Origin of the sequence: Martinezella hainanensis (assembly GCF_900094555.1) — a bacterium.
Classification (GTDB): domain Bacteria; phylum Pseudomonadota; class Alphaproteobacteria; order Rhizobiales; family Rhizobiaceae; genus Rhizobium; species Rhizobium hainanense.
In genome coordinates, this window is sequence record NZ_FMAC01000017.1 from 23,124 (window position 1) to 49,525 (window position 26,402).

The following is a 26,402-nucleotide window of genomic DNA, read 5'->3' on the forward strand; positions in this document are numbered from 1 at the left end:
CCTTTATGCGCAGTGAAATGACGCGTGACATTGCATTCCCGCCGCCCCTAGAGCGTGACGCCGAAAAGTGTAGGCGGTTTTCGGACGACGTCACGCTCTAGGGGCGGCGGGGATGCCGGGCGCGGCTTGGGATGCGCGCCCGGCAGTGTCACTCATTTCGCGAGCGGCAGGCCTGTCGCCGAGGCGATCTGCTGCGCCGCATCGTCGAGCGCGGCCTTGCCGTTTGGATAGCCGCCGGCAAGGTATTTCGTCTGGACGGCCTTTATGACCTCATCGGCGTCACTGAAATACTGGGTGCCCGGGCTCGGGTGGATTTTCGGCAGGGTGGCGAGGATATCGGCCCAGACCTTTTGCCCACCCCAATAGGGCTGCGGTTCGTTGACGAAGGGATCCTTGACGGCCGTCAACAGCGACGGCACGAGACCGAAGGATTTCAGCATGGTCACCTGGCCCTCGTTGGTACCAAGCGTGTATTCGAGGAATTTCCAGGCGGCTTCCTTGTGCTTGGAGCCGCTGGCGATTGCGAGCGACGAACCGCCGAGATTGGCTGCGTGCGGGCCGTCTGCCGTCATGCTCGGCATCGGATAGACGCCCCATTTGCCGGCGAGATCCGGCGAGGTGGAGCGGACGGTGCCTTCATACCAGCCGCCATACAGCTGCGATGCCACCTTGCTTGCAGTGTTCGCCTGAATTTTCTCGTTCCAGTTCGCCGCGGTCATCAGGCCCGCGTCCTTGATCTCCTTCACCTTGTCCAGCGCTTTGACGCAGCCGGGCTGGTTGACGGTGATGCTCTGGCTGTCACTCGAGAAATAGCCGCAGCCTTGTTCGTTGGCGAGCATGCGGAACCATTCGCTATCGCCGTTGAGATCGGCCTGCGTCATGACGACACCGGGATTGGCGGCGGAGATTTTCTTGCCGGCGGCAATGAAATCGTCCCAGGTCTTGATCGTTGCCGGATCGACGCCCGCCTTTTCATAGAGGTCACGGCGATAGAACATGGTGACCGGGCCGGAATCCCACGGCATCGCGTAGGCGGCATCGCCGACTTCAAGCTCGGCGCGCTTGAAATCCGGGAACTGCTTCTTCAGTTCGTCGTTATAACCGAGCTTCGTGAGATCGGTCAGGCAGTCCGGAAAGCGGTTCCAGAAGATCGAAGCCTTGTGGTTTTCGATCGACATGACGTCGGGCAGGCCGTCGCCGCCGGCAGCGCAAGCGGCCAGCATCTTATCGAAGACCTGCGGGTTGCCGATGTCTTGAACATCGACCTTGATGTCGGGATATTTCTTATTGAACCCCTCGACGGTGGATTTCAGCGCCGATGCGGCGATGTTCCAGCTCCAGACCGTAATGGTGGTTTGCTCTGCAAAGGCAGAACCGGAAGCGAGCAGGGCAGCAAGCACCGTCGCTCCAGCAAGTTTTAAACGCATTGAAAATCCTCCCTTTTCAATTGCCGTCCTCAAGAGAACACGCTTAAACTATCTGTCGGTACGCTTCTGTCTCCTAAAAAGGGAACATCGACTTGGCGAAAAGTAAGGTAGGTCAACGGGCGGTTTATCAGCCGGGTGCGAGCAGCGTCGAAGGGCTCCCAAATGTCCTGCAGATGTTTCATAACCACCCGTTGCCGATGGCAAAGCCGCATTGGCACGCGCAGGTGGAAGTGAACTACATTGTCCGCGGGACCGTGCATTACCGCATCGGCGATCACCAGCTTACTTTGAGAGCGGGCGAGATCTGCCTTTTCTGGGGCGGTCAGCCGCATCTGTTGGACGAGCTGTCGGAGGATGCGATCTATGCGGGCGCGCATCTGCCGCTGGTGCATTTTTTCCGCCTGCGTCTGCCGCTCGATATTTCCGGCCGCCTCATTCGCGGGCAGGCCCTGATAAGCTCGGCGACCGATGCCGCCGATGACGAGAACTTTGCCAGATGGCACCGCTACGTCATGTCCGGCGACGGCGCCAGGGCGGAACATGCCGTCGCGGAGCTTCTTCTGCGCCTGGAGCGCATCGCCTTCGAACCCTATCGCATGGTGCCGGAGAAGCAGGAAAACCTGACCAACGACCAGGCCCATCCGCAATCCTCGCGCAGCCTGGCGCGCATGTGCGATTTCATCGCCGACAATTTCCTGCACGACATCGATACCGTCGATATCGCCAAGGCGGCGCATCTCCACCCGAAATACGCGATGAATCTCTTCAAGAAATCCACGGGCATGACGCTGGCGAAATATGTGAACCTGCTGCGCCTTTCGCGCGCCCAGGCGATGCTGATGCGCGATGGCGCCAATGTGCTACAGGTGGCCATGGATAGTGGCTTCGGCTCGATCAGCGCCTTCAACAAATCCTTCCGTCACATTGCCGGCATGACGCCTTCCGATTTCCGCCGTGATATGCGCGTGCTCTCGGCGATGAATGTCGAAGCCATCAAGCCTTCGATGCATCGGCCGCCGCCGCAACATCATCGTTCGTGAGGCTTGCAGTTATGCACGATCTCGCCCATTGCTCCTGACCAGTTGAGAGAGGAGAATCTCATGCGGCAGTTTTCGGCTTGCATCGAGTGGTTGTTTGCGCGCGATGGCGACGCCTTTGCCGATCGTATCCGGCTGGCGCATGAAGCGGGGCTCGATGCGGTCGAGTTCTGGCACTGGACGAGCAAGGATCTGGACGCGATCGCGGCTGCCGTAGCCGAGACTGGCATTGCGGTTTCCGGTCTTGTTGCCGAGCCGATGATCGCGTTGACGAATCCGGCAAACAAGGAGACTTGGCTCAAGGGGTTGCAGGAGTCTGTTGCCGTCGCCCAGCGTCTCGGCGCGCCAGTTCTCATCGCACAGGCCGGCGATGAGCTGCCGGAGCTTTCACGAGCCGAACAGCGGGCGGCCATCGTCGCTGCTTTGAACGCCGGTGCCGATATTCTCGAAGGGTCCGGCGTCCGGCTTGGCCTCGAGCCGTTGAACACGACGATCGATCATGTCGGCTATTACCTGTCTTCGACGGCGGAAGGCCTCGATATCGTCGACGAGGTCGGCCGCCCGGAAATCGGCATCGTCTATGATGTCTACCATTCGGCTGTCATGGGCGAAAACACGCAGGAAGCGATCGGCGACCGCATCGACCGGATCGTGCATCTCCACGTCGCCGATCATCCCGGCCGCAGCGACCCCGGCACCGGCCGCATTGATCTGAAGGAGCGGCTCGATTGGCTCTTTGCTCAGGGCTATAGCGGCAGGATCGGCTTGGAGTACAAGCCGGCGACAGGCGATGCCGCTGCCGTTCGCGCGGTGGTGAAATCACTCGGCGGCTCGCTTCGCGGGGTTGCTTGAGGCCCTCCGCCTACACCGGCTCCAGCATGCCGAAGACAGCGACGAGCCCAATGACGACAATGCCGATGATGATTTCTGTGATGCTTCCAAGTCGAAGGGCCAGCAATGCGCGGACCGGCTTGCGGCCGATCCAGGGTACGAAGACGTAGCGATTGACGATGGCCAGCACCGCCATGACTGCGACCAGTGCGATCTTGATGGCAAGCAGCATCTGATAAGGCGAAGACCAATCCGTCGGCAAGTGTTTCAGGATCAGCAGCGTATTGACGATGCCGGAGAGAATGACGAGCGCGACCGCCACGTGCCCAGCATTGGAGAAACGGCGCAGCGCCAGTTGCGCTTCCGCCCTGCATTCCGGACGGCCGAGAAGCCTGAGAATGGTGAGCAGTGGCACCAGCGCCCCGAGCCAGCCGCCGCCAGCGAGCACATGCAGGACATCATTGGCCCGATGCGCCTGCTGCACCCAGCCTTCCAGCATCGAGGCATGGCCGGTCAATGAAAGCGAGGCTAGCCCGAGGCCTGCTCCCAAGGCTAGCCCATGGCGGCGCCAGCTTTCCGGCAGCAGCAAGGCGCAAACGATCACGATGGCCGCAAGCGCCTGCGCCTGCCAGGCAACCCCGATCGTGGTTTCGAAAACCACGTCATGAATCATGCCCACATCGAGCGCATCGCTCCAGCCGCTACCGATATTCGCTGTCGCCACCGGCAGCGCGGCCAGCACCGTGAAGACGGCAATTGCGGCGATCAGCAAAAACGGCCTTGCAACCATGCGCCAGACCGTGTCGGCGAGTATTCTCGGCGCAAGCAGGGAGAGATAGGCGCAGGCGCCCCATAGAAGCATCAGGGATGCGTCATGCAGGAAGCGGCAGAGTTGGAGCGCTGTCGTCGTATCCATCAGGACTTCACGATAAATTTACAGGCGCCATGAGTGTGACGTTCCAGTTTGGGTCGGTGTCGTTTGCGCCGGCAATCCGGCAGCCCTCGTGCAGAAGCTGCCCGACACCCACGTTTTCTCGGGTTGAACGGCGGGAATTTCTCGCGCCAGCGTGGTTAGCGCGATAAGATTGCGGATACGCACTGTCAACTTTCTCCATGCATAAAGGCCCGGTTCGGGACGCTTTGCCGCAAGGCGGGCTAGTGCCGCAGGCTCGGTCCTGCTGCCAGAACCGTCATCAGCGATGATTTCCGCCTTTCTGGCAAAGAATTGTCGCTTTTGAGTCCTTTTTGCAGACACAGTTAAGGCGTTCCGGGGTGTGCGCTCGAAAGGCAGTTTCATGGCGGCATCTAGGATACGCGAAAAAATGGCCAATGGCTTCGGCCATCGCCGGCATCGCGAATGGCTCGAACATCTCGATATGCCGACCTATGTCATCGGCGACGTCCACGGCCGTTACGATCTCCTGAGCGCGCTGGAACGCAAGATCTTCGCCGATGCTGTAGGGCTGCCCGGCCGCAAGCTCATCATCATGCTCGGGGATTTTATCGACCGCGGTCCAGCGTCGGCGCAGGTGGTCGGCCGCCTGATGGCACCGCCGCCGAATGGCTTCGACCGCATCTGCTTGACCGGCAATCATGAGATGGCGATGCTTTCCTATGTCGATGGCGAGATACCGCTTGAGGATTGGGTGGCGCTTGGCGGCGATGCCACACTTGCCTCCTATGGTGTGGATATCCCTCGTCTGCAGCGATTATATCCTAAGCAAAAGAAGCTCGACACCTTTATCCGAACCTGGCTGCCGGACGATCACGTCAATTTCCTGCGTCGCCTGCCGATCCTGCTGGACACGCCGAAGGCCTTGTTCGTCCATGCCGGCATTGATCCGGATCGGTCGATCGCCGACCAGCAGGACGACGACTTGGTCTTCATCCGCTCGCGTTTCTACGACAGTGCACAGCCGCTGCCGAAGCTGATCATACATGGCCATACACCGATCCGGCAGGCTGAAGTCAATGGTCTCAGGCTCAATCTCGATACCGGCGCTTTTCACACCGGCCGGCTGAGCGCGGCCCGGCTATGGCAGGGCCGCATTCACATCACCTCAACTTGATAGTCGGCTACAGGTTGCCGATGCAGAGGTACTTCATTTCCAGATAGTCGTCGGCACCGTGGCGCGAGCCTTCGCGGCCGAGGCCCGATTGCTTGATGCCGCCGAAGGGCGCCGTCTCTGATGACATCAGGCCGGTATTGATGCCGACCATGCCGTATTCCAGCGCTTCCGCCACGCGCCAGACCTTCTTCAGGTCGCCGGCGAAGAAATAGGCGGCAAGCCCGAATTCGGTGTCGTTCGCCTGGACGATGACATCCTCGACGGTTTCGAAGCGGAAGAGCGGCGCAACGGGGCCGAAGGTTTCCTCGCGGGCAACCTTCATGCTGCGGTCGACGCCGGTCAGGATCGTCGGCGCGAAGAAGGTGCCGGCACCTTCGATGCGCTTGCCGCCGAGCACGACGCGGGCGCCCTTGGAGATGGCATCCCGAACATGGTCTTCAGCCTTGGCGACACCCTGCTCGTCGATCAGCGGCCCGACCGTCACACCCGGCTTGAAGCCGTCACCGACGGAAAGCTCGCCCACCTTGGCGGCAAGCTTGGCGGCAAAGGCGTCGTAGACATTGGATTGGACATAGATGCGGTTGGCGCAGACGCAGGTCTGGCCGGCATTGCGGTACTTCGAAGCCATCGCCCCTTCGACAGCGGCATCCAGATCGGCATCGTCAAAGACGATGAAAGGCGCATTGCCACCGAGTTCGAGGCTCACCTTCTTGATCTGGTCGGCGCACTGGCGCATCAGGATACGGCCGACTTCGGTCGAGCCGGTGAAGCTGATCTTGCGCACCTTCGGATTGCCGCAAAGCTCGCGGCCGATCGCCGGGCCGTCGATGCCGACGATGATATTGAGCACGCCGGCCGGAATGCCTGCCTCTTCAGCAAGCACGGCAAGCGCGATCGCCGTCAGTGGCGTCTGCTCGGCAGGCTTCGAGACGACGGTGCAGCCGACGGCAAGCGCCGGCGCGATCTTGCGGGCGATCATGGCGGCAGGGAAATTCCAGGGCGTGATCGTGCCGACAACGCCGACCGGCTGCTTGATGACGACCATGCGCTTGTCGTTGGAGGGGGCGGGGATGGTTTCGCCATAGATGCGCTTGGCCTCTTCCGCGTACCATTCGACATAGGAGGCGGCGTAGAGGATCTCGCCTCTGGCTTCCGGCAGCGGCTTGCCCATTTCGGCGGTCAGGATCGCCGCCAGCTCATCGGCATTGGCAATCATGAGATCGAACCATTTGCGTAAGGTTGCGGCGCGTTCCTTGGCCGGGCGGGCGGCCCAGGAAACCTGGGCGATATAGGCGGCATCGATCGCTGCGGTCGTCTCGGCAGCTCCCATGTCGGGGAGCGTCGCGAGCACTTCGCCAGTGGCGGGATTGATGACATCGAATGTCTTCGTCGCCCCGCCAGCCGTCCAGACACCGTCGATATAGCCGGCGGCGCGCAGGAAGCGCGAGGAGAAAGGCACATGCTTGGTCATTGCTGTTGTAAAGGACATGCTATGCACTCCGGCAGGTTTCGCCCGGCAGGCCGCACGGGCGGATAAAGGGAAATACTTGGATCGCGTCCGTTAATGGGAGGCGCTTGCCTCCAGCATCGATGCTTCGAGAATGTCGAGCGCCTCGCTGAACACGCCGTCCTGAATGGTGATCGGCGAGAGGAAGCGGATGACATTGCCGTGGACGCCGCAGGTCAAAAGGATCAGGCCCTTGTCGAGCGCGATCAGGCGAACCTTGTTGGCGAAATCCGCGCTCGGCAGCTTGGTTGTCGCATCGTTGAATTCGACCGCATTCATGAAGCCGGGGCCGCGGATATCGGCGATTTCAGGCACCTTGTCACGCAGCGATTCCAGCCGCTGCTTCAGGCGCGAGCCGAGCTGGTTGGCGCGGTCGCATAGGCCCTCGTCGGCGATGACGTCAAGCACGGCATGGGCAGCGGCGATGCCAAGCGGATTGCCGCCATAGGTGCCGCCGAGGCCGCCGGGGCCAGGGGCGTCCATCACCTCGGCGCGGCCGGTGACGGCGGCGAGCGGGAAGCCGCCGGCAAGGCTCTTTGCCATGGTGACGAGATCGGCAGCCACTTCATGGTGATCCATCGCGAACATCTTGCCGGTGCGCGCAAAGCCGGTCTGCACTTCGTCGGCAATCAAGAGAATGCCGTGCTGGTCGCAGATTTCGCGCAGAGCCTTCATGAAGGCCGCGGGCGCGGGGTAGAAGCCGCCTTCGCCCTGTACGGGCTCCAGAATGATGGCCGCTACGCGCTGCGGATCGACATCGGCCGCAAAGAGCTTCTTCAGCGTCGCCAGCGATTGCTCGACGCTCACGCCGTGCAGCGGCACCGGGAAGGGCGCATGGAAGACATCGCCCGGCATCGGCCCGAAGCCGATCTTGTAGGGCGCGACCTTGCCGGTCAGCGCCATGCCCATGAAGGTGCGGCCGTGGAAGCCGCCGCCGAAAGCTATGATGGCTGAACGGCCGGTGGCGGCGCGGGCGATCTTGACGGCGTTTTCGACCGCTTCCGCACCCGTCGTCACGAAGATCGTCTTCTTGGCGAAATCGCCGGGAACGATCGCGTTCAACCGCTCGGCGAGATGCACATAGCTCTCATAGGGCACCACCTGATGGCAGGTGTGGGTGAATCGGTCGAGCTGTTCCTTGACGGCGGCAATGACGCGCGGATGGCGGTGGCCGGTATTCACGACGGCGATGCCGGAGGCGAAATCGATATAGCGATGCCCTTCCTTGTCCCAGATCTCGGCGTTTTCGGCGCGATCGGCATAGATCTGCGTCGTCATGCCGACGCCGCGGGAAATGGCGGCATTCTTCCGCTCGGTCAGGGTCATTGCAGTGGCTCCCAGAAGGTCGTTTTCGAATTATCTTGCAGAACTTCTGCAAGTTATTTACAAAACTCCTACATTTTTCCTGTAGGATTTCAAGCGGGATTTTGTGTTGGTGACAAGAATGCGCCGAAGGCTCGCATACAACGTCACGTCTCCTTTTATGGCGGCTAGGGGGACGCCGTAGCATCTTGAAAAGCGGCAGGATTTCTTAAATCGATTTAAAGAATTGTGCAGCAGGCGCCCTTCCATGCTAAACGGATCGAAAGACAAAAATCAGGGATATTGGCAAATGAGCAGCATCGAGCCCGAGCGCTATCCTGTGCGCTACAAGGTGGCGGAAGCGGCGCGTCTTGCCGGCGTATCGGCCTCCACCTTGCGTCTATGGGAAAGCCAGGGGCTTGTAGTTCCTTCCCGCTCCGAGACTGGCCATCGCCAATATAGCGCAGAGGACGTGGCGCGGCTGAAGCGCATTTCCTGGTTCCGCGCCGAACGTGGCCTCAATCCGGCGGCGATCCGCGAGGCGCTTGAGACGGAGGAGGGGAATGCCACCGGCGCGGAGAATGGCGAACAACCGGCATCCTCGGATATCGGCCGCAGGCTCCGCTCGCTGCGACATGCCGCCGGCAAGACGCTGGAGCAGGTCGCAGCCGACATGGGCATGACCTCCTCGACGCTCTCGACCCTGGAGCGCACATCGCAGGGCGTCAGCTTCAAGACCCTGCATGATCTCGCGGACTATTACGGCACGACGGTATCGCGCCTGTCAGGTGAGGAGCGGGAGGATGTTCCCGCGCTCATCCGGTCCGGCGAATGGCGTGCCTGGCCGGCGACGACACCCGGCGTCACCGTGCAACTGCTCGCTGAAGGCAGGACGATGATGGATTGCCACCGCTTCGTACTCGCGCCCGGCGCGGCGAGCGAGGGCGCCTATCGCCATGAGGGTGAGGAGTTCATCCATGTCCTTGCCGGACGTCTGGAGCTGGTGCTCGACAGCGACCAGTTCTTCGATCTCATGGCCGGCGATTCCCTCTATTTCGAAAGCCGGCGCTATCATTCCTGGCGCAACCGCCATGATGGTGAGACCATATTGCTCTGGATCAACACGCCGCCGACATTTTGAACGGCGCTGGTATGGTTCTCATCCTGTCTGTTCTATAGAACGGACGAAAATCGAATTCTGAAGACCGAGCCGGGAGAATCTCATGGCCGCCACCATCCGTTATCACGAAGGCGATATTTCTGCCGAAGATGCCGCCCGCTACACCGGCGCCATAGCCATAGACACCGAAACCCTCGGTCTCGTTCCACGCCGCGACCGGCTTTGCCTCGTGCAGCTTTCGCCGGGCGACGGTACGGCTGACGTCATCCGCATCGCCGCCGGCCAGAAGCAGGCGCCCAATCTCGTCGCCATGCTCGCCGACCCGACGCACCAGAAGATCTTTCATTACGGCCGCTTCGACATCGCCGTCCTGTTCCATACGTTCGGCGTCACCACGACGCCGGTCTTCTGCACCAAGATCGCCTCGCGCCTCTGCCGCACCTATACCGACCGTCACGGACTGAAGGACAATCTCAAGGAAATGCTCGACGTCGATATTTCCAAGGCACAGCAGTCGTCCGACTGGGCGGCGGAAACGCTCTCGCCGGCGCAGCTCGAATATGCTGCCTCCGACGTGCTTTATCTGCATGCGCTGCGCGAAAAGCTGACGCAACGCCTGCTGCGCGATGGCCGTATGGACTATGCGGATGACTGCTTCGCCTTTCTGCCGACGCGGGCCAAGCTCGACCTTCTCGGCTGGGAAGAGGCGGATATCTTCGCACATAGCTGATTGCTTCGCTTGCAGGGCGAAATCCAGGGGCCGGCGTCGCGGAAGTGGCATCGGCCCTCTTAATTTAGTGATCTGTTAAGGATTCGACTGCTATTTTGCGGATGATTTCCAGTTCCGCGCGTTCGCGCCTCGCCACTTCGGTCATCCGGCGCTAGGAAATGTACCGGCCGCATGAGCGGTCCTGGATTGAACCTGCCCTCCCGCTTCCATCGTCGCCTTGCCAGACAAAGGAGCATGTCATGTTGCTTCCCGTTGGTGCCGTGTCCGCTGTGGGTGTGTCCATTGAGAAGCCGATTGCCGCAACGGCTGAGACCTCCGGGCTTCAGACGACGGCAACGCCACTCGCTGTTCTGTCGAGCACCGTTAATGCCAGCGTCGAAGGCAAGCTGAACATGCTGCTGGTCGCGGCCCGCGAGCGCATGCTCGACAGCTTGCTCTCCGCGATCGATGCCGCCAGCAAGGTGGTGAATGTTTCCCGAGAGCCGGGTGAGAGCAATACCGCCTATGCGCAGCGCGTTGCCGCCGCAATCCGCAGCCTGACCCCGCCGCAGCTCGCCGTTGCGCAACAACGGCTGGACGCGCAGATGAGGACGCCGGTGCCGTTGCCGCTTCTGGCAGCGGCTTTGGAGGACCCTGAAAGCCCGCAGGCGGTGCAGCTGGCTCTCAGCCTTGAGCAGGCATCGACCGTCGAGCCGGACGCCGTGTTGAAGGCGGTCGTCAATTCCTATGGGCAGAATGCCGGCGAGGTGGAAACGCCGGCCACCCAGGCACCGACATCGGCGCCGCTGCAGAAAGCGGCCGATCTGGCCGCCCTGGCAACGGCGCTTGCGGTTGCGGAAGAATCGGCTTCCGCTATACCCGCGCCTACGCCTACGCCTACGCCTACGCCTACGACGACCACGCCAGCCACGGCCCAGCCTGCCGCACAGCCGGCACCTTCGGCACAGCAGCCGTCGCAACCGGGTTCCCTTGCTCAATCTCCATCGGCGCCGGCCGTTGGCCAGGCCACTTTGGCGCAGACGGCCCAAGCACAGACAGTCGCGCAAAATGGAGCCATCATCGTTCCGCAAGCCGCGCCTGCTGGCAGCATTGCCGTCGCAACCTCTCCTTCCATGCTTGCGTCTCTTGTCGATGATCTGACCGCAGGCGTGCTGTTGACGGCGATCGCCGCCGAGGCTGAACTTCCGACCGAAGTCGCATTGATCCGGTCGCCGCTGACGCCACCGCCGGTGCCGCGCGACATCCAGCAGATAGAAGCCGATATCAAACAGGGCCTGCAGGTCGTCATCAGCCCGCCGGCAATGGCGACCGATGCCGATCTTCTGCAAATCATCAGCAATCCCTCTTCTTCCATCGAGAAGATCATCGCTCAGGCGCTGACCGGCAATACCGCGGCGCAGGCATCGTCCGCGCAGCCGCCGGCCGCCAATGAAGGCCCCAAGAGCCCGGTTTCGTTGGCGGCCATGCCGGTGTCATTGGCGGAAGAACCCGAAACATCAGGTGCCCTTGCCCTAGCTTCCGGCAAGCCGCCGTTGCAGACGTCGTCCGTAACGCCGATGGCGGTGTATGAGGCTGCGGAGCAGGCAACGATATCGGCGCCCCTGCCGCTCGGCGTTCCCTTCGTCGTGGCGAATTATCTGCCGCTCGACGCCCCCGGCAAGAACAGCGAATCGAAATTGCTCAATCGCGTCGATCCCGTCGGCGATGAGGAGGGCGGACAAGCTCAGGACGAGGAAACCCCGCAAGGCCAGGATGAAGAGCAGGCTCATGCGGAGGAATCGTCAGCACAAGCAGAGGGCGAAGCATCCGATGAAGCGGAAGCCGGTCCGACCTCCGCTGGGGACAATAATGTCAGACCGGAACTCGTTGCCTTGCCCCAGCCTTTGCGCGATCCTCTGCACGACCGCGCCTTCGATTTCTATCGGCGCATGGTGGCCTGGGAATAGGCGACCTCGCAACGGACAGGCGGCGTGGATGCTGCATGACGGACATAAGAAAAACCCGCCGGATCGCTCCGGCGGGTCTTTTGTTTCCAGGCTTCGACCGAAGATTATTCGGCGTTGCGGTTCTTCAGAGCCGCACCCAGGATGTCGCCGAGCGAAGCGCCCGAGTCGGACGAACCGAACTGAGCAACGGCTTCCTTCTCTTCTGCGATTTCCAGAGCCTTGATGGACAGCATGATCTTGCGGTCCTTCTTGGAGAAGTTGGTGACGCGAGCGTCGACAACCTGACCAACCGAGAAGCGCTCAGGGCGCTGCTCGTCACGGTCACGCGACAGATCGGCGCGGCGGATGAACGAGGTGATGTCTTCGTGGCTGACGAGCTTCACTTCGATGCCGCCGTCGTTGACTGCGATGACTTCGCAGGAAACGACTGCATTCTTGCGCAGGTCGCCGGAAGCGGCTGCTTCGCCGACTGCGTCCTTGCCGAGCTGCTTGATGCCGAGCGAGATGCGTTCCTTCTCGACGTCGACGTCGAGAACGACGGCCTTGACCACGTCACCCTTGTTGTACTCTTCGATGACCTGCTCGCCCGGACGGTTCCAGTCGAGGTCGGAGAGGTGAACCATGCCGTCCACATCGCCGTCGAGGCCGATGAACAGGCCGAATTCGGTCTTGTTCTTGACTTCGCCTTCGACTTCGGTGCCAGCCGGATGGTTGCGGGCGAATGCTGCCCACGGGTTTTCCAGCGTCTGCTTCAGGCCGAGCGAGATACGACGCTTGGTCGGATCGACTTCGAGAACGACAACTTCGACTTCCTGGCTCGTGGACAGGATCTTGCCGGGGTGAACGTTCTTCTTGGTCCAGGACATTTCCGAGATGTGGATGAGGCCTTCGATGCCCGGCTCCAGCTCGACGAACGCACCGTAGTCGGTGATGTTCGTAACGGTACCGGAAATCTTCTTGCCTTCCGGATACTTGGCCTGGATGCCATCCCACGGATCGCTCTCGAGCTGCTTCATGCCGAGCGAGATGCGGTGGGTTTCCTGGTTGATGCGGATGATCTGTACCTTGACCTGTTGGCCGATGGACAGGATTTCCGACGGATGGTTCACACGGCGCCATGCCATGTCGGTGACGTGCAGCAGGCCGTCGATGCCGCCGAGGTCAACGAACGCACCGTAATCGGTGATGTTCTTGACGACGCCGTCAACAACCTGGCCTTCTTCGAGGTTCTGAACGATTTCAGAACGCTGCTCGGCACGGGACTCTTCCAGAACCGTACGACGCGAAACGACGATGTTGCCGCGGCGCTTGTCCATCTTCAGGATTTCGAAGGGCTGCGGGTTATGCATCAGCGGGGTAACGTCGCGGATCGGACGGATGTCGACCTGCGAACGCGGCAGGAAGGCGATAGCGCCGTCGAGATCGACGGTGAAGCCGCCCTTGACCTGGTTGAAGATGACGCCTTCAACGCGCTCGCCAGCTTCGAACTTGGCTTCGAGCTTGATCCAGCTTTCTTCGCGGCGAGCCTTTTCGCGCGACAGAACAGCTTCGCCAAGTGCGTTTTCGATGCGCTCGACGTAGACTTCGACTTCATCGCCAACCTTGAGCGTGCCGTCCTTGGCGCGTGCACCGAATTCCTTCAGCGCGATGCGGCCTTCGACCTTGAGGCCGACGTCCACAACAGCGACATCCTTTTCGATGGCGGTGATGATGCCCTTGGTGACATAGCCTTCAGCCAGATCGTTCTTGGCAAAGGATTCTTCGAGAAGGGCCGCGAAATCTTCGCGAGAGGGGGAAGTTACAGACATAAAATCTCCTGGTGTGTCCTGATCATGCGATCTGGACACTGACGCGCCGGTGGTTCGCGTTAAACGGGCCTGACCCCAGTCCGCCTCCTTTTTGGGAAGCTATCCGGCGCTTGGACGGAATGTCAGGCTATTTTGAAATCGGCGGTTTCCGGCGCGGGGCGCGCGAAAGCCGCTCATATTTTCAGGCATTTCGGCTCAGAGCGGCGTCGATGATCGATTTAGCCTTCTGAAACGCCGCTTCTATACTCATTTCTGAGGTATCTAGCAAGTATGCGTCTTCAGCCGGTTTCAAAGGGCTGTCGGTGCGGCCCATATCGCGTTCGTCGCGCCGCTTCACATCTTCGAAAATGGCGTCGTAGTCGGCGCCGCCGCCGGCCTCGATGATCTCGTCGTAACGCCGCTTGGCGCGAACCTCGGCCGAGGCGGTGACGTAAAACTTCACCGGCGCCTGCGGGCAGACGACGGTGCCGATGTCGCGGCCATCGAGCACGGCGCCCGGCGTCTTCTCGGAAAAGCGGCGCTGCGCTTCGACCAGAGCCCGGCGCACTGCCGGCATGACGGCGATCTTCGAGGCGGCCTCGCCGATGTCGTGTTGGGACAGAACGGTCCGGTCGAGCCCAGCCAGGTCGACCTTGCGCGCCATACCTTCGGCAACGGTTTCGTCATCGAGCGGCGATCCGGCATCGAGCAGCGCCTTGGCGGTCGCGCGGTAGGTGAGGCCGGTATCGAGGTGATGATAGCCATAGGCCTCGGCGATCCGACGTGCCAGAGTTCCCTTGCCGGCGGCCGCTGGTCCGTCGATGGCGATGATCATGTCTTCTTTGTCCCTAGCCGGTCTCTCGTTATTTGCTGTAGCGACGCACCAGATCGGCCATTTCCGCTGCCTCCGTACGATCGATCGTCGTAAGGCCTTCGGCGACGCCCTGTCGGTCAGCCAGCGGCCGGTTCTGGCTTACCTTCCATTTGCCGTCAATCGTCTCGATGTCGATTTCGATACCGACGATGCCTTTCATCTGCGCTGCGATGAAGTCCGGCGGTGCATCTTCCACCGCCCAGGGCTGGGCGCGATCGCTCTCGTTTTCGCCCGTCAGCGCGCCGATCTGCGCGCGCAGCCAGGCGGGGTCCTCGATCGTCCGCGCAGGTCCGCGCACCTGCACGATCGCATAGTTCCAGGTCGGCACCACCTTGCCCGTTTCCCGCTTCGTCGCGTACCAGGAGGGCGTGATATAGGTATCGGCGCCCTGGAAGACGACGAGCGCGGGCGCGCCCGCCGCAATCTCCTTCCACTGGCCGTTGGCGCGGGCGAGATGCGCCTGCAGCGTGCCCTTCGGCGAAAGCTCCGCATTCAGGTGAAACGGCACGGCGTTGGCAATCAGCCCCGCATCTCCAGCCGTAATGAGCATTCCCAGCGGATGGGCGCGGATCAGCTGGTGCTGCGTGCTAAGATCGTCTTCGCGGTGATGTGGAGGCTGATACATGGCTTCGATCCGTTTGCTGCGCCGGGAAACCCCGCAAGGCAAGGCTTCGAATGGCCAATAGCGCGATTTATCAGTCCTTGACTTCCGCCGTCGCGCCCAATCTTGTCATCATAGCAAAAAAACGCGAGGGCATCGTGGCGAAGTCCTTGAATGAGATCGGTCACGCCTCCCTCAGGCTCGTTGGCAAAGGCCGGCGGCGCAATGCATGAAAACCGTGTGCAAAGCGGCATGAACTTTAGCTTTGACAGAAACGGCCGCAACGATTAAGGGGACCGGCTGATATTTCCCTTAAAACGCCGGCTTCCCCGGCATTGCCGAATTTTCATTCGGCCATTCATGAGGCTTTGACAGTGGCGAAAGCGGAACTTGGAACAAAACGTACCGACCCCGATACCGGCAAGAAGTTCTACGACCTGAACCGGGACCCGGTGGTCTCGCCCTATACCGGCAAGTCCTGGCCCTTGTCCTTCTTTGAAGAAACCTCTGCTTCGAAGGAAGCTCCGGAAGAAGACGAAGTGGCCGAAGTCGATACCGAAAACACCGAAGTCGAACTGGTGTCGCTCGAAGATGCCGACGAAGCCGCGAGCGGTGACGACATTCCGGACATGGGCGATGACGACGTCGAAATCGGCGACGATGACGACGATACCTTCCTCGAAGCCGACGAAGATGAAGACGATGACGACATGAGCGACATCATCGGCGTCACCGGCGACGAAGACGACGTCTGATCCACGGACAAGTCGGCCCGGTGAACAAGAAAAGTTTCCCGGGCCGAATTTTTCGGCTTGCTATCTGTGAAAACCACAAGTAATAAGCCGCCACCCCGACGGGCGAAGCGCTCGGAAGGGACCCAGGGCCGGTAAAACGGCACCATCTTGATGGGGCTATAGCTCAGCTGGGAGAGCGCTTGCATGGCATGCAAGAGGTCAGCGGTTCGATCCCGCTTAGCTCCACCACGCTTCGCCTTTACGGGCTTCGCGTGGCGCAGCCGCGGGAAACCCGTTAGGCCGAAGCAGTGCCCGGCAAAGCCCGCAGGGCGACGACGGGCTGAAATCTTCTCAAAACATTTGCAGATACCAAGGCAAGCTCGATTGCTTATAGAATTTGCGTTCGAATCACCGGATGCCAATCGATCGAGATGCGGATGTGGTACGTTTACATCCTTCAAAGCGTAAATTTTCCTGACCAGCAATATACCGGATCGACCTCGGACCTTAAACAGCGGCTCGCCGACCACAATGCCGGTAAGTCGACTCATACCGCGAAATTCACGCCCTGGATCCTCCTTTGGTACTCGGCATTCCCGGACAAGTATCGGGCATTGGAGTTTGAGACTTATCTGAAATCCCACTCAGGCAGAGCATTTGCAAAGAAGAGGCTGCTCTCATAGGTGCTGCTCATCTTCTGTTTAGAGATGATTTGATCCATCCCCCGCATCCCCCAATTTCATGCTAGCCTCGAACCCTCCTTAACCCACCCCGAATCGCCCATGACCAGACAGCGCCGCCGTCGTCTCATCAAGACCCGCCGTACCGTGACGGGGCTCTTGCTCGTTGCCTCGATCGCCTTTCTCGCCGGCATGACCGATGCCGTCGGGCTGATGCTGACGGGGAATTTCGTGTCCTTCATGACCGGCAATACGACGCGGGCGGCGATTGCGCTGGGGACGGGGGATTTTGGTCATGCAGCGGTGCTGTTCTCAGCCATACTGACCTTTATTGCGGGCAATGCACTCGGTATCGTCGTTGCCCATGCGGCGGATCGGCGGGCTTTTGTCGTGCTTGCCTGTGTTAGCATCCTTCTGGCCGCGGCCGCGGGCTTTACCGCGCCATCGCTGATTCTGGTGCAGTTTTATCTGGTGGTGCTCGCTATGGGCATGGTCAACGCCACGGTCGAGCATATCGAAGGCCTGCCCATCGGCCTGACTTACGTCACCGGCGCGCTCTCGCGATTCGGCCGCGGCATCGGCCGGTTTCTTCTGGGCGATCGGGATTTTGCCTGGCGGGTGCAGATCGTGCCCTGGAGCGGCATGATATCGGGCGCCATCATCGGCGCGCTTCTCGCCAATACCCTTGGTGCCCGAGCGCTCTGGCTGGTTTCGATGGTCGCGCTGGCGCTGGCGCTGGTTACTCTTTTCATCCCTCGCCCGCTGCAGCGCCGCTTCAGCCAGCGGCTGACGATGGCGGCTCCCACGGCGCGACGGGCGAAATAGCCACATTGCGGTGCACAAAAATCTGCTAGGGAGGAAAACGAATCGTTTTGCCGACAAGCGTAAGGATATGCCGTGTTCGTTTTTTCGAAACTTGTCTGGATTTTCGGTCAGCCGCTGTCGCTGGCCTTTCTCTTCGTCCTTCTGGCATTCATCGCCGTCCTGCTGCGCTGGCGCGCCACCACCATCATCTCGTCGCTCCTATCGGTGCTGATCCTGTTCGTTTCGCTCTATACGACAGCCGGTGCCTATGTCGTTCAAACGCTGGAAGAGCGCTTTCCGCATCCGGCGGCCGATCCCGCCGATCTCAAATGCATGATCGTTCTCGGCGGTGCGACGCAAAACGAGGTGACGACGGCGCGCGGCGGCTACGAGCTTGATTCGGCCGGCGATCGCCTGATCGAGGCGCTGCGTCTGGCGCAGAAATACCCGCAGGCGCGCATCGTGATCTCGGGCGGCGATGGTTCGATCGGCGGCACCTATGAGGGCGATGCCGTGATTTCCGAGCGCTTCTTTACCGCGCTCGGCATTCCCACAAGCCGCATGGTCGAGGACAAGACCTCGCGCACCACTTTCGAGAATGCGGTCAACACGAAGGAGCTGCTGGCGCAGAACGGCCTTTCCAATTGCCTGCTGATTACGTCCGGCTTCCATATGCCCCGCTCGATGGGCATCTTCCGCAAACAGGGCATTGATGTCGTGCCCTGGCCAGTCGATTATCGCAGCACCGGCAAGGAAAGCCTCGGCTTCGATTTCACCCAGCCCTCGCGTAATGCGCAACTATTGGCGACAGGCCTGCGTGAGTGGGTCGGTCTGGTCGGCTACTACGCCGTCGGCCGCACCTCGGCGCTCTATCCCGGGCCGTGACGACGTGCCCGGACCGTAACCACGTGTCCGGACCGTGACTAGCTGTCCGTCTTTTCCTGATATCGCTTATTTCTTCGAGATCGTGACGAATTTGACGCCGCGCACCCTGACGGTGATTTCGCAGACGGCTTCGCCATCCTTGCGGTCGCAGAAGCGCGGATGCATTTTCATGACCAGCACCATGTTGCCGAAACGCTGGATGAAATCGTAGCCGTAGATCTGCGCGGTGGCGACGAGCAGATAACCACCCTCGGCGACCTGGACGTAGAAATTATAGGGGCAACCCTCGTCGGTGCAGTAGGGACCTTTTTCGCCCTTGCAGGTGATCTCGCCCTCGTTGACGACGATATCCATCAGCTTGTCGTTGTTGATGTCCTGCTGGGTGGCGAAATGATCGCCGAAGCTCACCTGGCCGTCGCAGCTCTTGGTAAAGTGATCCTTCTCGTAGGCCACGGGGTCCTGCAGGATCGCTTGCTGCGCCTCGGCGACGACGGGCATCATGACGAGTGCGACGAGATTGAAAATCACGATCAACAGGGATTTCACGGGGGGGATTCCTCTTCGAAGCGTCGCCTCGGCCACCATAACAGCCGTAGCCGCTGCGACATCTTTGCACGCGCCTGCTTGCGCGACCCTTGCCGTCATGATTCATTTCGGAAAAATCGCCGACCTCCCGTTGGAGTTTTCGATGTCGCTTCTCTCGTTTCTTGATTATGCCGGCGTCGCTCTTTTTGCCGCGACCGGCGCGCTGGCGGCCTCGCGCAAGCAGCTCGATCTGATCGGCTTCCTGTTTCTGGCGGCCGTCACCGGCATCGGCGGCGGCACGCTGCGCGATATCGTTCTCGGCCGGGTACCGGTCTTCTGGGTACTGAACCCGACCTATATCGTCATCTGTGCCGTGGTCGGCGTGCTGGTCTTCTTTACCGCGCACCTCTTCGAATCGCGCTATCGGCTGCTCATCTGGCTCGATGCCGTCGGGCTGTCAGCCTATTGCGTGATGGGGGCGGCCAAGGGCATGGCGGCGACGGGTTCGCCGACCGTCGCCATCGTCACAGGCGCGCTGACGGCGACGTTCGGCGGCATCCTGCGCGATCTCCTGGCAAACGAGCCCTCCGTGCTGCTGAGGCCGGAGATCTATGTCACGGCCTCGCTCGTCGGCGCCGGCGTCTTCACCGCAGCCAATGCGACCATGCTACCGCTTTACGCTTCTGCGGGATTGGGCGTAATCGCAGCCTTTGCGGTGCGCGGCGGCGCGCTTTGGTTCGGCTGGACCTTCCCGACCTATCATCATAAGCCAGGCCGGCATCCGGATGATGTGATGTAGCTGGAACAGCCGAGAAGTTCGTTTTTGGAACTGGAGATCGGATATTGCTTCCCGACAAAATTACGACCGTAGAATTCGGCGTGCTTGAACTGGGTCGGCAATCGGAGGCTTATATCGGCAAAGCGGGCTGGTGTGGTACGGAAGCCAAGCTTATCCTCTCCTGTTCAGATGCCGCTGAACTGGAGCGCGCCCTGGAGGCTTCTGCCTTGCTGTTTCAACAATCGTCCCAATGGAATTCGAGGATAAGAGAGCTTGCCGTTGATGAGCTGCTGCCTGTGAAGAACGGAAATTGGCTTGAAGACGATGAAACGGAGCTATCTCGCGAAGAATTCCTCGCGCGGATGCTGCTCGAATATATTCAGGTAGACGAGAGTGGCGTCTTCGTCTTCTCACATGATGACGACGATATGTTCTGGGGGCACAAGATAATCGTCGTCGGCGACTTAAAAACCGGATTGAGGCTGGCTGAAATTGCAGGCTAGGACTTGCTACCGCTGCTTGCGGCGCAGACGGATCACCACGTCGACATGGGCAATTTCCATGCCCTTCGGCGGCTCTGGCAGATTGTCGATCGTCAGGTTGCTGATCGGGATATCCAGCACTTCGTTGTGGCCTTCCACGAAAAAGTGATGGTGATCGGAGACGTTGGTGTCGAAATAGGTCTTGGTGCTCTCGACGGCGAGCACGCGGATCAGGCCGGCTTCGGTGAATTGATGCAGCGTATTGTAGACGGTGGCGAGCGATACCGGAACGCCGGCAGCGACAGCTTCTTCGTGAAGCTCTTCCACGGTCAGATGGCGATCGCCTTTGGCGAAGAGAAGATCACCGAGTGCGATCCGCTGCCTGGTCGGCCTCAGGCCCACATTGCGCAGCCTGCTCTCTATCGCGATTTCGGCTTCTTCCGCCATTCAGGGACTCCGGATTCCTGATCTCTATAATTCTTTACTAAGCCATATAACTTTTGCCTTGATTGCTTTCAATAGTTTCAATGGGGTGGGAAGGTGCTCAAAAGCCGGAAAAATCGGGCTTTTGCCGCATTTGGCACTGGTAGCGGCTCTGGCGTTCCTGTATGCGACCACCACATAAGAGCTAATGCGTTCGATCGGATGGGTGAATGAGAGTGTGATGGTTGCGCTTCATTTTCTGTCGATCTTGCACTAAAGCTTCACATCCATCGGCATTCATGCGGGGGAAACGGAATTTTTATGACGACGAGACAATCCAGCTTCAATTACGAGGAAATCCTGTCCTGTGGCCGCGGCGAGCTGTTCGGCCCGGGTAACGCACAGCTTCCCCTGCCGCCGATGCTGATGGTCCATCGCATTACTGAAATTTCCGAAACGGGCGGCGCCTTCGACAAGGGCTTCATCCGCGCCGAATACGATGTACGCCCCGATGATTGGTACTTCCCCTGCCATTTCGCCGGCAATCCGATCATGCCGGGCTGCCTCGGCCTCGACGGTATGTGGCAGCTGACCGGCTTCTTCCTCGGCTGGCTCGGCGAGCCCGGTCGTGGCATGGCGCTTTCGACAGGCGAAGTGAAGTTCAAGGGCATGGTTCGCCCGGACACGAAGCTTCTCGAATACGGCATCGACTTCAAGCGCGTCATGCGCGGCCGTCTCGTCCTCGGCACCGCCGACGGCTGGCTGAAGGCCGACGGCGAAACCATCTATCAGGCGACAGACCTGCGCGTAGGCCTGTCCAAGGACAAGGTTGCCTGAACCGCGGCACCGCCGCCTCCACAAAGACAGATGTTTTAGAAAAGGTCATCGACATGAGACGGGTAGTTGTTACGGGTCTGGGTATTGTCTCTTCGATTGGAAACAATGCTCAAGAAGTGACCGCCTCGCTGCGCGAAGCCAAATCCGGTATTTCCTTCTCCCCTGATTTTGCCGAGCACGGCTTCAAGTGCCAGGTCTGGGGCGCGCCGAAAATCGATACGACCGACCTGGTGGATCGCCGGGCCATGCGCTTCCTGTCGCAGGGCGGCGCCTGGAACCACGTCGCCATGAAGCAGGCGATCGCCGATAGCGGGCTTGAGGAAGGTGACATCACCAACGAGCGCACCGGCATCATCATGGGCTCCGGCGGCCCGTCGACCCGCACGTTGATCGAGGCAGCCGACATCACCCGCAAGAACAACAGCCCGAAGCGCATCGGCCCGTTCGCCGTGCCGAAGTCGATGTCGTCGACGGCCTCGGCAACGCTTGCGACATGGTTCAAGATCCACGGCGTCAACTATTCCATTTCGTCCGCCTGCTCGACCTCGGCGCACTGCATCGGCAATGCCGCCGAGATGATCCAGTGGGGCAAGCAGGACGTCATGTTCGCCGGCGGCCACGAGGATCTCGACTGGACCATGTCGAACCTCTTCGACGCCATGGGCGCCATGTCTTCCGACTTCAACGAGAACCACCCGGAAACCGCCTCGCGCGCCTATGACGCCAAGCGCGATGGCTTCGTCATTGCCGGCGGCGCCGGCGTGCTGGTTCTGGAAGAGCTTGAGCATGCCAAGGCACGCGGTGCCAAGATTTATGCCGAAATCATCGGCTACGGCGCCACTTCGGACGGTTACGACATGGTCGCTCCGTCGGGCGAGGGGGCGGTACGCTGCATGCGCCAGGCGCTTGCCACCGTGAAGGGCGACATCGACTACATCAACACTCACGGCACCTCGACGCCGGTGGGCGATAGCAAGGAAATCGGCGCGATCCGCGAAGTCTTCGGCGACAGGATTCCGCCGATCCAGTCGACCAAGTCGCTGACGGGCCATTCGCTCGGCGCAGCAGGCGTCCAGGAATCGATCTACTCGATCCTGATGATGCAGGAGCGTTTCATCGGCGAAAGCGCTCATATCACCGAACTCGATCCGGAATTCGAAGGCGTGCCGGTCGTGCGCAAGCGTATCGACAACGCCAAGTTCGATATTGCTCTTTCGAATTCCTTCGGCTTCGGCGGCACCAACGCCACGCTCGTATTCCAGCGCTACAACGGATAAGGCAATGACGGGAATCATGCAGGGTAAGCGCGGCCTCATCATGGGCGTCGCAAACAATCACTCGATTGCCTGGGGTATTTCGAAGGCGCTTGCAGCCGAAGGCGCCGAACTGGCGTTCACCTTTCAGGGCGAGGCGCTCGGCAAGCGCGTCAAGCCGCTGGCAGCCGAAGTCGGTTCTGACTTCCTGCTGCCTTGCGATGTCGAGGATCTGGCTTCGGTCGATTCCGTATTCGACGCGATCAAGGAGCGCTGGGGCAAACTGGACTTCATCGTCCACGCCATCGGCTTTTCCGACAAGAACGAGCTTAAAGGGCTCTATGCCAACACCACGCGGGAGAATTTCACCCGTACGATGGTGATTTCCTGCTTCTCCTTCACCGAAATCGCCAAGCGCGCCGCCGATCTGATGACTGAGGGTGGCAGCATGCTGACGCTGACCTATAACGGCTCGACGCGCGTGATCCCGAACTACAACGTCATGGGCGTCGCCAAGGCCGCGCTCGAGGCATCCGTGCGCTATCTCGCCGCCGACTACGGCCCGCGCGGCATCCGCGTCAACGCGGTTTCCGCCGGCCCGATCCGTACGCTGGCCGGCGCCGGCATTTCCGATGCCCGCGCCATCCTGTCGTGGAACCAGCGCAACGCGCCGCTGCGCAAGTCCGTCACCATCGATCAGGTCGGCTCGTCGTCGCTCTATCTCCTGTCGGATCTGTCGGCTGGCGTTACCGGCGAAATCCACTTCGTCGATGCCGGCTACAACATCACCTCGATGCCGACGCTGGAAACGCTGTCGAGCGCCGATACGGAGTAAGTCTGCTATTTGAGCGCTGAAACTATCGCCTCAATAGTAAATCCTGTAGCATCTTAGGGCCGCCGCGAGCGGCCCTAAGCTTTGGTGGAGGTCTGTGTGGCGAGTGAGAACTGCATCTTTTGCCATATGTCTGAATTGACCATCCTTGCCGAGAATGCGGTCGCCTTTGCAATTAGGGACAAATTCCCGGTCCGGCCGTTACACACGCTGATCATTCCCAAGCGTCATGTAACGGATATTTTCGAAACTGATACGGAAGAGCGCGAAGCCATTCACCAACTGGCCTTGCGCTGCCGAGAGGCAATTGGCAGCCAGGACTCGTCGGTCAGCGGATTTAATTTTGGATCGAATATCGGCCACGCAGCCGGCCAAAAAATCTTTCACGCGCATGTTCATCTGATTCCTCGCCGGCTTGGTGAGATAGAGCTGTCTGCCGCTCGACCAGATTGACTGGCCATAACCACCCAACATTTTGAATGCTTAATGACGTCCATGGACATCGAATTTCTTGCCTCTACGGATCGCCTCTTCCTTCGCAATTTCCTTCCGGAGGATTTCGAAGCTTACCGCGCTTATCGCTCGCTGCCGGAGATCTATCGTTATCTCTACAGCGATCCTCCATCGGAAGAGGAGATGCGGGAGCGTTTCGATGCGAGTTTCAATACGCGCTTGTCCGATGATGGCGATATTCTCCGCTGCGCGGTGGTGCGGCGCGAGGATGATGCCTTGGTGGGTCAGGTCAGCCTGAAGATTGCAAACAAGGCGGCTCTGCAGGCCGAGGTCGGCTATATGTTCAATCCAGCCTATGCCGGCAAGGGTTACGCCACCGAGGCGGCTGCCGCCATCATCACCCTCGGCTTCGAAAAATTCGGCTTTCACCGGATCTTCGCACGGCTGGATGCGAAGAATGCGGGCTCCGTCGGCGTCGTCGAACGGCTCGGTATGCGCCGCGAAGCGCACCTCATCGAGAACGATCGCTTCAACGGCGTCTGGGGCGACGAGTATGTCTATGCCGTGCTGAGCCGCGAATGGGCTGCAAGAGCGCCGGATCGGCCGCATTGATCCCCATTCGATAAGGCCTGACGAAAGTTCAGCCGCCTTGTTCTGTCTTGCGAGGATGGTCCCTCAAAGAGCTGCCGCCTCTGGCGCGACGCGGAAATGCCCAGTGCGCTGATAGGCAAACAGCGTGTCGTCCTCCTTTGCGCCAGCGCCTATGTTCTGGATCACCAGCGGACGGCCCGCGGCCTCGCTCGACATGCCGGAGGAGATGATGAGGATATGCGGCAGGTTACCCGGCAAGAGCTGCGTGACGAGATCACCCGGCTGATATTGGCCGACATCGTCGTTGACCGGTAGCGCCGTTCCCCTGCGGCTGAAATAGGCGGCCAGATTGAGAACGCGCCTGTGGTCGATGTTGCTGTCGGGTTTTTTCAGACCCCAGGCCTGGGGATAGCCGGAGAAATGCGTGCTCATGTCCTGGTGCAGCAGTTTCTGCAGGTCGAGGCCGAAGGCACTGCGATAGGCGCGGATGATGACGTCGGCGCAGACGCCACGCTCGGGCGGCACATCACCGCCCGGATAGGCGATGCGGACATAGGCGGGATCATAAAGCGTCGTAACGCCGATCTGGCTGCGCGCGGCGCCGACCAATGCCGATTGCCAGCCAGGCTTCGCCTCTGCACTGCGCACCGCGGGAAATGCCGAGGCGAGTGCGAGAAGGCCGGATTGAAGCACGCCCCTGCGTGTGATGCCCATCATTCGCGTCATCATCCCCCCCACGGCTTCGAATATGCGGTGAAGCGAAGGGAAGGATATGACGGTGGCTTAATTGAGGTCGGGGCCGTTGCGATCCCGCTCTTACTTCTTTGCCCAGAGCACCTTGTAGCGGGCATTGCGGCAGGTCTCGCCGAATTCCTTGAAGTTTTCCGAAAGCACCGGCTCGTAGGGCAGGCCGCGATTGGCGACCAGCATCAGGCGGCCGCCGCTGCGCAGCGCCGAAGCCGCGGTCTTGATCATCGCCTGGCCGAGCGAAGGCTCGGCGGCATGGCCCTCGTGGAAGGGCGGGTTCATGATGATCAGATCGTACTTGTCCTTGACCGGCTCGCTCGCCAGATCGTGCCAGAAGAAGCGCTGGGCGACTTTCGGGCAGTTTGCCAGGAGATTGGCGCGGGCGGCCTCCAGGGCGCCATAATGGGCCTCGTAGAGGTCGATACGCTCGATCCTCGGCGATTTGGTTGCGAGCTCGACCGAGAGATAGCCCCAACCGGCACCGAAGTCGGCGGCGTCACCGGCAAAATCGGTCGGCAGACGCGAGGCGAGCAGTTCGGAGCCGGCATCGATCCGGTCGTGGGAGAACATGCCGGGCGCCGTTGTGAAGCGGCCCTCGACCTCAGTCGCCGGCTTTGCGAGCTGGGCCGTCAATGCCTTGATCTCGGCAGGGCGGGCAAACCAGAAGGCAACGCCGTGATACTTCGGCATATGCTCGACTGAGAGGCCGAAGCCTTCGATGCGCTTGCGCAGCGGCTGGATGCCGTCTTCCTTGCCGCCGGCAACGAGGATGAGGCCGCCTTCCCTAACGCGAACAAGCGCTTCGGCGATATGATCCTCGTTCTCGCCCTTGTGCTTGGCGCAAAGCACCAGCGCGCCGTCATAACCTTCGCCTTCGATGTCAGGCGTCACGTTGATGCGCTGCGCCTGCAGCTGGCGATAGAAGGGACGGAAGCCCTGGACGGCGGAAAGCTCGGCGGCAAAACCCTCCGGCAGCGCAAAGCCCGCCTCGGCGCCGAGAAACAGGATGCGTTCACCCTCGCTAGGCGCCTCGACGGTGCCGGAGGCAAAGGGGTGGAACAGGGTCTTCAGGGCATCGCGGCTCATGGGCGTGGTCTCGTCATGGGAATGGGTTTCTCTGTCGGATATGCGCCATCGTCGTATTCTG

Annotated in this window: 28 protein-coding genes and 1 tRNA gene; 18 read left to right on the forward strand and 11 right to left on the reverse strand. The window is 60.6% G+C overall.

The window, feature by feature from the left end; all coding sequences use genetic code 11:
• Nucleotides 1–152: 152 nt before the first annotated feature.
• Complete coding sequence (locus GA0061100_RS31160) at nucleotides 153–1,427, reverse strand: ABC transporter substrate-binding protein (RefSeq protein WP_075856733.1); 1,275 nt, start codon at nucleotides 1,425–1,427, stop codon at nucleotides 153–155.
• Between the two features lie 86 nt (nucleotides 1,428–1,513).
• Here GA0061100_RS31160 and GA0061100_RS31165 point away from each other — a divergent pair, with 86 nt between their 5' ends.
• Together GA0061100_RS31165 and GA0061100_RS31170 are read left to right on the forward strand one after the other, a co-directional pair.
• Nucleotides 1,514–2,467: a helix-turn-helix domain-containing protein gene (locus GA0061100_RS31165; protein WP_075856734.1), complete on the forward strand. Its 954-nt coding sequence runs from the start codon at nucleotides 1,514–1,516 to the stop codon at nucleotides 2,465–2,467.
• 60 nt (nucleotides 2,468–2,527) lie between these two features.
• Nucleotides 2,528–3,316, forward strand: a complete 789-nt coding sequence (locus GA0061100_RS31170; protein WP_075856735.1) for a TIM barrel protein — start codon at nucleotides 2,528–2,530, stop codon at nucleotides 3,314–3,316.
• A 10-nt stretch (nucleotides 3,317–3,326) separates the two neighbouring features.
• Here the strand turns inward: GA0061100_RS31170 and copD are convergent, their stop codons facing one another.
• Nucleotides 3,327–4,211: a copper homeostasis membrane protein CopD gene (gene copD / locus GA0061100_RS31175; RefSeq protein ID WP_075856736.1), complete on the reverse strand. Its 885-nt coding sequence runs from the start codon at nucleotides 4,209–4,211 to the stop codon at nucleotides 3,327–3,329.
• A 379-nt stretch (nucleotides 4,212–4,590) separates the two neighbouring features.
• Between copD and GA0061100_RS31180 the strand changes: the two genes are divergently transcribed.
• The gene (locus tag GA0061100_RS31180; RefSeq protein ID WP_075856737.1) at nucleotides 4,591–5,364 is read left to right on the forward strand and encodes a metallophosphoesterase; all 774 of its coding nucleotides are present in this window, start codon (nucleotides 4,591–4,593) and stop codon (nucleotides 5,362–5,364) included.
• A 7-nt stretch (nucleotides 5,365–5,371) separates the two neighbouring features.
• Here GA0061100_RS31180 and GA0061100_RS31185 read toward each other — a convergent pair whose 3' ends face one another.
• On the reverse strand, nucleotides 5,372–6,853 hold the full coding sequence (locus GA0061100_RS31185) for an NAD-dependent succinate-semialdehyde dehydrogenase (protein WP_075856738.1): 1,482 nt from the start codon (nucleotides 6,851–6,853) through the stop codon (nucleotides 5,372–5,374).
• A 72-nt stretch (nucleotides 6,854–6,925) separates the two neighbouring features.
• Nucleotides 6,926–8,197, reverse strand: coding sequence for a 4-aminobutyrate--2-oxoglutarate transaminase (locus GA0061100_RS31190; protein ID WP_075856739.1), 1,272 nt, complete (start codon nucleotides 8,195–8,197; stop codon nucleotides 6,926–6,928).
• A 286-nt stretch (nucleotides 8,198–8,483) separates the two neighbouring features.
• Here GA0061100_RS31190 and GA0061100_RS31195 point away from each other — a divergent pair, with 286 nt between their 5' ends.
• From GA0061100_RS31195 to GA0061100_RS31205, 3 genes are all read left to right on the forward strand, one after another.
• A complete protein-coding gene (locus GA0061100_RS31195; RefSeq protein ID WP_075856740.1) occupies nucleotides 8,484–9,314 on the forward strand; it encodes a MerR family transcriptional regulator in 831 nt (276 codons plus the stop codon).
• An 82-nt stretch (nucleotides 9,315–9,396) separates the two neighbouring features.
• Entirely contained in the window at nucleotides 9,397–10,023 is a 627-nt protein-coding gene (locus tag GA0061100_RS31200) for a ribonuclease D (RefSeq protein WP_075856741.1), read from the forward strand.
• A gap of 239 nt (nucleotides 10,024–10,262) precedes the next feature.
• Nucleotides 10,263–11,969, forward strand: a complete 1,707-nt coding sequence (locus tag GA0061100_RS31205) for a hypothetical protein (protein ID WP_075856742.1) — start codon at nucleotides 10,263–10,265, stop codon at nucleotides 11,967–11,969.
• Nucleotides 11,970–12,073: 104 nt separating this feature from the next.
• Here the strand turns inward: GA0061100_RS31205 and rpsA are convergent, their stop codons facing one another.
• The 3 genes from rpsA to GA0061100_RS31220 all read right to left on the reverse strand — a co-directional run bounded on the left by rpsA (nucleotide 12,074) and on the right by GA0061100_RS31220 (nucleotide 15,255).
• Nucleotides 12,074–13,777: a 30S ribosomal protein S1 gene (gene rpsA / locus GA0061100_RS31210; RefSeq protein WP_075856743.1), complete on the reverse strand. Its 1,704-nt coding sequence runs from the start codon at nucleotides 13,775–13,777 to the stop codon at nucleotides 12,074–12,076.
• A gap of 181 nt (nucleotides 13,778–13,958) precedes the next feature.
• Nucleotides 13,959–14,591: a (d)CMP kinase gene (cmk, locus tag GA0061100_RS31215; RefSeq protein WP_075856744.1), complete on the reverse strand. Its 633-nt coding sequence runs from the start codon at nucleotides 14,589–14,591 to the stop codon at nucleotides 13,959–13,961.
• Between the two features lie 28 nt (nucleotides 14,592–14,619).
• A complete protein-coding gene (locus GA0061100_RS31220) occupies nucleotides 14,620–15,255 on the reverse strand; it encodes an FMN-binding negative transcriptional regulator (protein ID WP_075856745.1) in 636 nt (211 codons plus the stop codon).
• A 350-nt stretch (nucleotides 15,256–15,605) separates the two neighbouring features.
• Between GA0061100_RS31220 and GA0061100_RS31225 the strand changes: the two genes are divergently transcribed.
• The 5 genes from GA0061100_RS31225 (at nucleotide 15,606) to GA0061100_RS31245 (ending at nucleotide 18,334) form a co-directional block, all read left to right on the forward strand.
• A complete protein-coding gene (locus GA0061100_RS31225; RefSeq protein ID WP_075856746.1) occupies nucleotides 15,606–15,986 on the forward strand; it encodes a TIGR02300 family protein in 381 nt (126 codons plus the stop codon).
• A 152-nt stretch (nucleotides 15,987–16,138) separates the two neighbouring features.
• Nucleotides 16,139–16,214: transfer RNA gene (locus tag GA0061100_RS31230), tRNA-Ala, on the forward strand.
• Between the two features lie 188 nt (nucleotides 16,215–16,402).
• The gene (locus GA0061100_RS31235; RefSeq protein WP_075856747.1) at nucleotides 16,403–16,648 is read left to right on the forward strand and encodes a GIY-YIG nuclease family protein; all 246 of its coding nucleotides are present in this window, start codon (nucleotides 16,403–16,405) and stop codon (nucleotides 16,646–16,648) included.
• A gap of 99 nt (nucleotides 16,649–16,747) precedes the next feature.
• Nucleotides 16,748–17,470, forward strand: coding sequence for a YoaK family protein (locus GA0061100_RS31240; RefSeq protein WP_075856748.1), 723 nt, complete (start codon nucleotides 16,748–16,750; stop codon nucleotides 17,468–17,470).
• A gap of 72 nt (nucleotides 17,471–17,542) precedes the next feature.
• Complete coding sequence (locus GA0061100_RS31245; RefSeq protein WP_075856749.1) at nucleotides 17,543–18,334, forward strand: YdcF family protein; 792 nt, start codon at nucleotides 17,543–17,545, stop codon at nucleotides 18,332–18,334.
• A gap of 66 nt (nucleotides 18,335–18,400) precedes the next feature.
• Here GA0061100_RS31245 and GA0061100_RS31250 read toward each other — a convergent pair whose 3' ends face one another.
• Nucleotides 18,401–18,880, reverse strand: a complete 480-nt coding sequence (locus GA0061100_RS31250) for a hypothetical protein (RefSeq protein WP_075856750.1) — start codon at nucleotides 18,878–18,880, stop codon at nucleotides 18,401–18,403.
• 142 nt (nucleotides 18,881–19,022) lie between these two features.
• On the opposite strand from GA0061100_RS31250, the gene GA0061100_RS31255 reads away from it, so the two are divergent.
• Both GA0061100_RS31255 and GA0061100_RS31260 read left to right on the forward strand, forming a co-directional pair.
• Entirely contained in the window at nucleotides 19,023–19,658 is a 636-nt protein-coding gene (locus GA0061100_RS31255; protein WP_075856751.1) for a trimeric intracellular cation channel family protein, read from the forward strand.
• Between the two features lie 44 nt (nucleotides 19,659–19,702).
• On the forward strand, nucleotides 19,703–20,140 hold the full coding sequence (locus tag GA0061100_RS31260) for a DUF2262 domain-containing protein (RefSeq protein ID WP_075856752.1): 438 nt from the start codon (nucleotides 19,703–19,705) through the stop codon (nucleotides 20,138–20,140).
• A 6-nt stretch (nucleotides 20,141–20,146) separates the two neighbouring features.
• Here the strand turns inward: GA0061100_RS31260 and irrA are convergent, their stop codons facing one another.
• Entirely contained in the window at nucleotides 20,147–20,566 is a 420-nt protein-coding gene (gene irrA / locus GA0061100_RS31265) for an iron response transcriptional regulator IrrA (protein WP_075856753.1), read from the reverse strand.
• A gap of 297 nt (nucleotides 20,567–20,863) precedes the next feature.
• Between irrA and fabA the strand changes: the two genes are divergently transcribed.
• The 5 genes from fabA (at nucleotide 20,864) to GA0061100_RS31290 (ending at nucleotide 24,529) form a co-directional block, all read left to right on the forward strand.
• Entirely contained in the window at nucleotides 20,864–21,379 is a 516-nt protein-coding gene (gene fabA, locus GA0061100_RS31270; protein ID WP_047635773.1) for a 3-hydroxyacyl-[acyl-carrier-protein] dehydratase FabA, read from the forward strand.
• A 53-nt stretch (nucleotides 21,380–21,432) separates the two neighbouring features.
• Nucleotides 21,433–22,656, forward strand: coding sequence for a beta-ketoacyl-ACP synthase I (gene fabB, locus GA0061100_RS31275; protein WP_075856754.1), 1,224 nt, complete (start codon nucleotides 21,433–21,435; stop codon nucleotides 22,654–22,656).
• A gap of 4 nt (nucleotides 22,657–22,660) precedes the next feature.
• Nucleotides 22,661–23,467 (forward strand): enoyl-ACP reductase FabI, encoded by an 807-nt coding sequence (gene fabI / locus GA0061100_RS31280; protein WP_075856755.1) that lies wholly within the window; start codon nucleotides 22,661–22,663, stop codon nucleotides 23,465–23,467.
• A gap of 96 nt (nucleotides 23,468–23,563) precedes the next feature.
• Nucleotides 23,564–23,917 carry an HIT family protein gene (locus GA0061100_RS31285; protein WP_143525586.1) on the forward strand — a complete coding sequence of 118 codons (354 nt, stop codon included), beginning with the start codon at nucleotides 23,564–23,566 and terminating at the stop codon, nucleotides 23,915–23,917.
• Nucleotides 23,918–23,950: 33 nt separating this feature from the next.
• Nucleotides 23,951–24,529, forward strand: coding sequence for a GNAT family N-acetyltransferase (locus GA0061100_RS31290; RefSeq protein WP_075856757.1), 579 nt, complete (start codon nucleotides 23,951–23,953; stop codon nucleotides 24,527–24,529).
• 63 nt (nucleotides 24,530–24,592) lie between these two features.
• On the opposite strand, the gene GA0061100_RS31295 is transcribed toward GA0061100_RS31290, so the two are convergent.
• Both GA0061100_RS31295 and GA0061100_RS31300 read right to left on the reverse strand, forming a co-directional pair.
• Entirely contained in the window at nucleotides 24,593–25,225 is a 633-nt protein-coding gene (locus GA0061100_RS31295) for a DUF1287 domain-containing protein (RefSeq protein ID WP_244558006.1), read from the reverse strand.
• 99 nt (nucleotides 25,226–25,324) lie between these two features.
• A complete protein-coding gene (locus GA0061100_RS31300; RefSeq protein ID WP_075856758.1) occupies nucleotides 25,325–26,341 on the reverse strand; it encodes a class I SAM-dependent methyltransferase in 1,017 nt (338 codons plus the stop codon).
• Nucleotides 26,342–26,402 lie beyond the last annotated feature (61 nt).

Bases quoted from the DNA above. Each gene is read 5' to 3' on its own strand.
- rpsA (WP_075856743.1), bottom strand. From the start codon at position 13,777: ATGTCTGTAACTTCCCCCTCTCGCGAAGATTTCGCGGCCCTTCTCGAA.
- GA0061100_RS31300 (WP_075856758.1), bottom strand. From the start codon at position 26,341: ATGAGCCGCGATGCCCTGAAGACCCTGTTCCACCCCTTTGCCTCCGGC.
- GA0061100_RS31185 (WP_075856738.1), bottom strand. From the start codon at position 6,853: ATGTCCTTTACAACAGCAATGACCAAGCATGTGCCTTTCTCCTCGCGC.
- cmk (WP_075856744.1), bottom strand. From the start codon at position 14,591: ATGATCATCGCCATCGACGGACCAGCGGCCGCCGGCAAGGGAACTCTG.
- fabI (WP_075856755.1), top strand. From the start codon at position 22,661: ATGACGGGAATCATGCAGGGTAAGCGCGGCCTCATCATGGGCGTCGCA.
- GA0061100_RS31295 (WP_244558006.1), bottom strand. From the start codon at position 25,225: ATGATGGGCATCACACGCAGGGGCGTGCTTCAATCCGGCCTTCTCGCA.
- GA0061100_RS31235 (WP_075856747.1), top strand. From the start codon at position 16,403: ATGTGGTACGTTTACATCCTTCAAAGCGTAAATTTTCCTGACCAGCAA.
- irrA (WP_075856753.1), bottom strand. From the start codon at position 20,566: ATGGCGGAAGAAGCCGAAATCGCGATAGAGAGCAGGCTGCGCAATGTG.
- GA0061100_RS31290 (WP_075856757.1), top strand. From the start codon at position 23,951: ATGACGTCCATGGACATCGAATTTCTTGCCTCTACGGATCGCCTCTTC.
- GA0061100_RS31160 (WP_075856733.1), bottom strand. From the start codon at position 1,427: ATGCGTTTAAAACTTGCTGGAGCGACGGTGCTTGCTGCCCTGCTCGCT.
- GA0061100_RS31195 (WP_075856740.1), top strand. From the start codon at position 8,484: ATGAGCAGCATCGAGCCCGAGCGCTATCCTGTGCGCTACAAGGTGGCG.
- GA0061100_RS31255 (WP_075856751.1), top strand. From the start codon at position 19,023: ATGTCGCTTCTCTCGTTTCTTGATTATGCCGGCGTCGCTCTTTTTGCC.
- GA0061100_RS31205 (WP_075856742.1), top strand. From the start codon at position 10,263: ATGTTGCTTCCCGTTGGTGCCGTGTCCGCTGTGGGTGTGTCCATTGAG.
- GA0061100_RS31220 (WP_075856745.1), bottom strand. From the start codon at position 15,255: ATGTATCAGCCTCCACATCACCGCGAAGACGATCTTAGCACGCAGCAC.
- fabA (WP_047635773.1), top strand. From the start codon at position 20,864: ATGACGACGAGACAATCCAGCTTCAATTACGAGGAAATCCTGTCCTGT.
- fabB (WP_075856754.1), top strand. From the start codon at position 21,433: ATGAGACGGGTAGTTGTTACGGGTCTGGGTATTGTCTCTTCGATTGGA.
- GA0061100_RS31170 (WP_075856735.1), top strand. From the start codon at position 2,528: ATGCGGCAGTTTTCGGCTTGCATCGAGTGGTTGTTTGCGCGCGATGGC.
- GA0061100_RS31180 (WP_075856737.1), top strand. From the start codon at position 4,591: ATGGCGGCATCTAGGATACGCGAAAAAATGGCCAATGGCTTCGGCCAT.
- GA0061100_RS31240 (WP_075856748.1), top strand. From the start codon at position 16,748: ATGACCAGACAGCGCCGCCGTCGTCTCATCAAGACCCGCCGTACCGTG.
- GA0061100_RS31190 (WP_075856739.1), bottom strand. From the start codon at position 8,197: ATGACCCTGACCGAGCGGAAGAATGCCGCCATTTCCCGCGGCGTCGGC.
- copD (WP_075856736.1), bottom strand. From the start codon at position 4,211: ATGGATACGACGACAGCGCTCCAACTCTGCCGCTTCCTGCATGACGCA.
- GA0061100_RS31200 (WP_075856741.1), top strand. From the start codon at position 9,397: ATGGCCGCCACCATCCGTTATCACGAAGGCGATATTTCTGCCGAAGAT.